This window comes from Lentilactobacillus parakefiri, from assembly GCF_002157585.1.
GTDB classification, from domain to species: domain Bacteria; phylum Bacillota; class Bacilli; order Lactobacillales; family Lactobacillaceae; genus Lentilactobacillus; species Lentilactobacillus parakefiri.
The window spans coordinates 1-4953 of record NZ_BDGB01000146.1; the positions used below are offsets into that span (position 1 = coordinate 1).

Sequence of the window (4953 nt, forward strand, 5' to 3'; positions counted from 1 at the left end):
GAAATCACCGGGGACTTGACGCCATTGGCAACCGGTTTTCAAGACATATAGGACCGCACAGAAGACCTCGTAGAGGTCATATTTTCGAGGCTTAGTTCGCTTACGAAAATTTTCTAAAGCTGGTCGAATTAATTCAAATTGTTGCCGAGTAATATTGCTGGGATAATTTTTCATAGCTTAAACTCGCTTTTTACATAGAAGTATATCAAAAATCATAGATCTTGGACAGCTTCTTAGCAGGTGTTCTATGGTTTATCCCAGTAACACGGGCATCTGGTGAAATGGCATCAATTGATGGTTGGAGTAAAGGTGGAATCTTTACTTGGGCTAGAAATATGCTAGGTGAAAAGACCGGATGGGCAGCATTATTCTACCAATGGATTCATATTACGGTTGGAATGAATACAATGATGTTCTTCATCATTGGATGCCTATCAATTTCATTTGATATGCCGATTATCAATAATAATCCGGCAATCAAGTTCATGTTAATGATGGTAATTTTGTGGGGATTAATTTTTGCGCAGCAGCATGGAACAGCTGTTACAGGTAAAATTGCACAATGGTGTTTCAGCCTTGGTGTTATCATTCCGGTATTTTTCCTTTTAATTATCTTCGTTATCTATTTGTTACAAGGTAATCCAATGCTGATCAATATTAACATGCATACCTTATTACCTAAGAGTTGGAGCGGAAATGTTTTAGTTGGATTTGTTCCATTCATGCTTGTCTTTGCTGGCGCAGAAGGTTCAGCACCTCATGTAAAGAATTTAAAAAATCCACGAGTTTATCCAAAGGTTATGATTGCCTTGGCAATTTGTGCAATCGCTTCAGATATTATCGGAAGTATGGCAATTGCTGGTACGATTCCCGCAGATAAAATTCAATTAAGTGATGGAATTGTCTACGCGTACGGTGAGCTGGTAGAAAAATTTGGAATTAGCGTTGTAATCGTTGAAAAAGTAACTGGCTTCCTTTTGGCAGTCGGTGTCCTTGGCGAAATAAGCAGTTGGGTTGTTGGTCCAAATGCAGGAATGTTTGAAGCAGCAAAATCCGGCTTCTTACCACCAAGATTTTCAAAAGCAAATAAATATGGAATTGAAACGAATGTCATGATTTTACAAGGTTTAATTGTTTCAGCTATGGGAGCATTACTAACGTTTGGTTCAGGAAAGAATTCATCAAATCTTTCTTTCCAAACTGCCATTAGTTTGACCGTTGCTCTTTATACGCTGATGTATGTATTACTTTTTGCGAGCTATTTGGTACTTCAATTCAAGCATAAAGAATTGAACAGAACATTTTTGGCAGCGAACAGTTCATTATTCAGAAAAATATATGGCGTGCTTGGTCTTGTTTTGTCGGCATTTGGGTTTGTTATCACATTTTTCCCACCTGCAGAACTTGCACCTTCAGCACAACGGACGTATTTACTTTTGCTCGGAATTGCATTTGTGATTGTGGTATTCATTCCGTTTGTTCTTTATCGATATCACAAGAAGTGGGCTGGAGAATTGGGAATTCCTGTTGCACAGGAGCTTTCCAAGGAGGAAAAAAACATTCTTCCTGCTGGTTCTCAAACGGCACATGATGTATCTGGAACTCATGATAATAAGTCGTCACATTAATAGAAGAAAGGTCGCACAACATTATGACAAATAACGATGAACAGAACTTAGACAGAGTAGATCTAGAAAAAAACTTTTTGAGTAGTATTGAATCTGGTATGTCATTGCCTACTGATACGATGCCAGAACATCCAATGGCACCAGATGTTGCTGCGCAGCTTGTCCAGCATTACCGACTAAATGAAGCAAAAGCAGATCAGAATTTGGCAACATTCTGCACAACTGAAATGGAACCCCAAGCTGACAAATTAATGTTAAGTGCTTTAAATACAAACGCAATTGATAAGTCGGAATATCCCAAAACAGCTGCTATGGAAAACTATTGTGTATCATTTCTTGCTCACCTTTGGGGGGTACCAGATGGTCAAAAGATGTACAAAGACTTTATTGGCACGTCAACTGTTGGCTCCTCTGAAGGATGCATGTTAGGCGGATTGTCACTTTTGCTTGGATGGAAGCACAGAGCAAAGGATGCCGGTTTTGATATCGATGATCTTCATACACACAAACCAAATTTGGTTATTATGTCTGGTTATCAGGTTGTATGGGAAAAGTTCTGTACTTATTGGAATGTTGAGTTACGTCAAGTACCTATTGATGGTGAACACATGTCAATGGATATGGACCATGTAATGGATTATGTCGATGAAAACACAATCGGTATTGTTGGTATTCAAGGAATTACCTATACCGGAGCTGTTGATGATATTCAGAAATTGGATAAGTTGGTTTCTGAATATAATAAGACGGCGCTATTACCTTTAAGAATTCACGTTGATTCAGCATTTGGTGGACTGTTTGCACCGTTTGTTGATGGCTTTAAACCTTGGGACTTCCGTTTGAAGAATGTTGTTTCGATTAACGTTTCTGGACACAAATACGGAATGGTTTACCCAGGCATTGGTTGGATTGTATGGAAGAAGAACAATTACGATTATTTGCCTAAAGAAATGCGATTCCAGGTTCCGTACCTTGGCAAAACTGTTGATTCAATTGCCATTAACTTTTCACACAGTGGTGCACACATTGTTGCTCAATACTATAACTTTATTCGCTTTGGTGTTAACGGATTTAAAGCTATTATGAATAACGTACGTAAAGTATCCTTGAAGTTGACTGATGAATTAAAGCAGTTTGGCATCTTTGAGATTGTAAATGACGGTTCACAGTTGCCGATTAATTGCTGGAAATTAGCCGATGATGCTAATGTTGGCTGGACATTATATGATTTGGAATCAGAACTTACAAAGCATGGTTGGCAAGTACCTGCATATCCTCTTCCGAAGAATCGTGATGATACAACTATTAGTAGAATTGTTGTACGTCCTTCGATGACAATGACAATTGCCGATGATTTCATCGATGATTTGCATTTAGCAATTAATGATTTAAATAAAGAACACCCAGCATCACAAAATATTTCTGTTGATCAGAATACGGTTCAACATAGGGTGACAAAATAAACGATAATATAACAATATGTATCCAGTGGAGGAATGAGTTGATCATGAATAATGAAGATAATCATAAAAATGTGAGGGTGAGGTATGCACCAAGTCCAACGGGATTTTTACACATTGGAAATGCACAATCAGCGTTATTTAATTATCTTTTTGCCCGTCATTTCAATGGAACGATGGTGTTGAGAATTGAAGATACCGATTCAAAAAGAAATGTTCCGCATGGGGAAGAAAGTCAAAAAGATAATCTAAAGTGGCTAGGAATTGATTGGGATGAGGGTGCAGATAAACCTAATCCAAAGTATGCACCATATCGTCAATCTGAAAGAACGGAGATTTATTCTAAATATATCGAAAAGTTACTGAAGGAGGGCGTTGCATATAAAGATTACACAACTGAGGACGAGCTTGAAGAAATGCGTAATGTGCAAAAGGCTCATGGTGAAGCGCCTCATTATGATGGCAGATGGTATGGTCGAAGTGTTGAGGATCAAGAGAAAGCTGCTGCGTCTGGATTAGCACCGAGTGTAAGACTTCATTTACCACCGCATTACACCTATTCATGGAATGATATTGCAAAGGGTCATGTTTCCTTTGACAGTGATAACATGGGCGGTGACTTCATTATTCAAAAAAGTAACGGTATTCCAACCTATAATTTTGCAGTTGTAGTTGATGATCATTTAATGGATATCACTCATGTCCTTCGTGGCGATGATCATATTGCCAATACACCAAAGCAAATTGCGATTTATGAAGCTTTGGGATGGACTCACCCAAACTTTTGTCACATTTCTTTGATTTACAATCCAAAGACTCGGAAAAAATTAAGTAAACGAGATAAGGACACACTTCAATTTATTAGTGAGTACAAGCGTCAAGGCTATCTAAGTGATGCAATCTTTAACTTTATTGCATTTCTGGGTTGGTCACCTGTTGGCGAAGATGAAATCTTCTCAAGGGATGAATTGATCAAGCGATATGACCCAGATCGAATGTCGAAATCACCAGCATATTTTAATCAAGATAAGTTGGATTGGATGAATGCAGAATACATTCGAAAAGATACAGTAGATGACTTGGTAGACAAAATTACTGAGTTAATCAATGAAGGCGAAACCGAAATTGCAAAGAAATTGCAAAAACTATCGCTTACTAATTTGAGAGAATTTATTTATCAGGTTACTAAGATTTATCAAAATGAGTCTTATAAACTTACGGATATCATGAAACATATTGGCTTTTATGCTAATGTTTGTGATCAGCATATGGATCTCAGTAAGCTTGATAAACTTTCAAAGGGTGATACATTATCAGTGTTGAACACCTTAAGTGATAAAATTAAAAAGCTAAAAGACAGCCCTGATGATGAAGTTGATTTCAAGAAAATGATTGACATGGTGAGTGCGGAGACTGGTATTTCAGGACGAAAGTTGTACTTCCCACTAAACATTTCATTTACTGGAAATCAATCAGCACCACAAATTAATGAAATTATGAATCTTTACTCATACAGTACCATTTTGAAACTGTTAAACAATTCAATTAACTATCTTCAAGACAGTTCGGTTCAATATTCATAATTACCGTTATGAAAAGCCTAACGTGCGCACAGCAAAAGCTGTAATGTTAGGCTTTTTTGCTGTGTGGCGAATATGTGCTCCTTGAATTCATATTCATTCAATATACTCGAACGTGGAATTAAGGTAGCGTCAAGAATCTTGTGTAAATGAAATGCCTTCGTACATATAATATGTATCTAACTTAAATAAATGATGCTTCCAAGGTGTCCTGGAGTCCTTTGAATCCTCGGTGGATCCGCTTCAGAGACTTCTCGTTATAAACATTAAACTGAGAAACCAGGA

The 4953-nt window shown here is 37.6% G+C and carries 3 protein-coding genes and 1 pseudogene; 3 read left to right on the top strand and 1 reads right to left on the bottom strand.

What is annotated here, in order from left to right; genetic code table 11:
• Positions 1 to 174, bottom strand: a 174-nt coding sequence (locus LPKJCM_RS11785; RefSeq protein WP_133057578.1) for a transposase, incomplete at its 3' end; no start/stop codon positions are given.
• A 56-nt stretch (positions 175 to 230) separates the two neighbouring features.
• Between LPKJCM_RS11785 and LPKJCM_RS11790 the strand changes: the two are divergent.
• The 3 genes and pseudogenes from LPKJCM_RS11790 to gltX all read left to right on the top strand — a co-directional run.
• Positions 231 to 1628 (top strand): annotated as a pseudogene (locus LPKJCM_RS11790) (amino acid permease); the annotation flags it as partial.
• 23 nt (positions 1629 to 1651) lie between these two features.
• Positions 1652 to 3091: a glutamate decarboxylase gene (gene gad, locus LPKJCM_RS11795; RefSeq protein WP_057962091.1), complete on the top strand. Its 1440-nt coding sequence runs from the start codon at positions 1652 to 1654 to the stop codon at positions 3089 to 3091.
• A 44-nt stretch (positions 3092 to 3135) separates the two neighbouring features.
• Positions 3136 to 4671: a glutamate--tRNA ligase gene (gene gltX, locus LPKJCM_RS11800; RefSeq protein ID WP_057962092.1), complete on the top strand. Its 1536-nt coding sequence runs from the start codon at positions 3136 to 3138 to the stop codon at positions 4669 to 4671.
• Positions 4672 to 4953 lie beyond the last annotated feature (282 nt).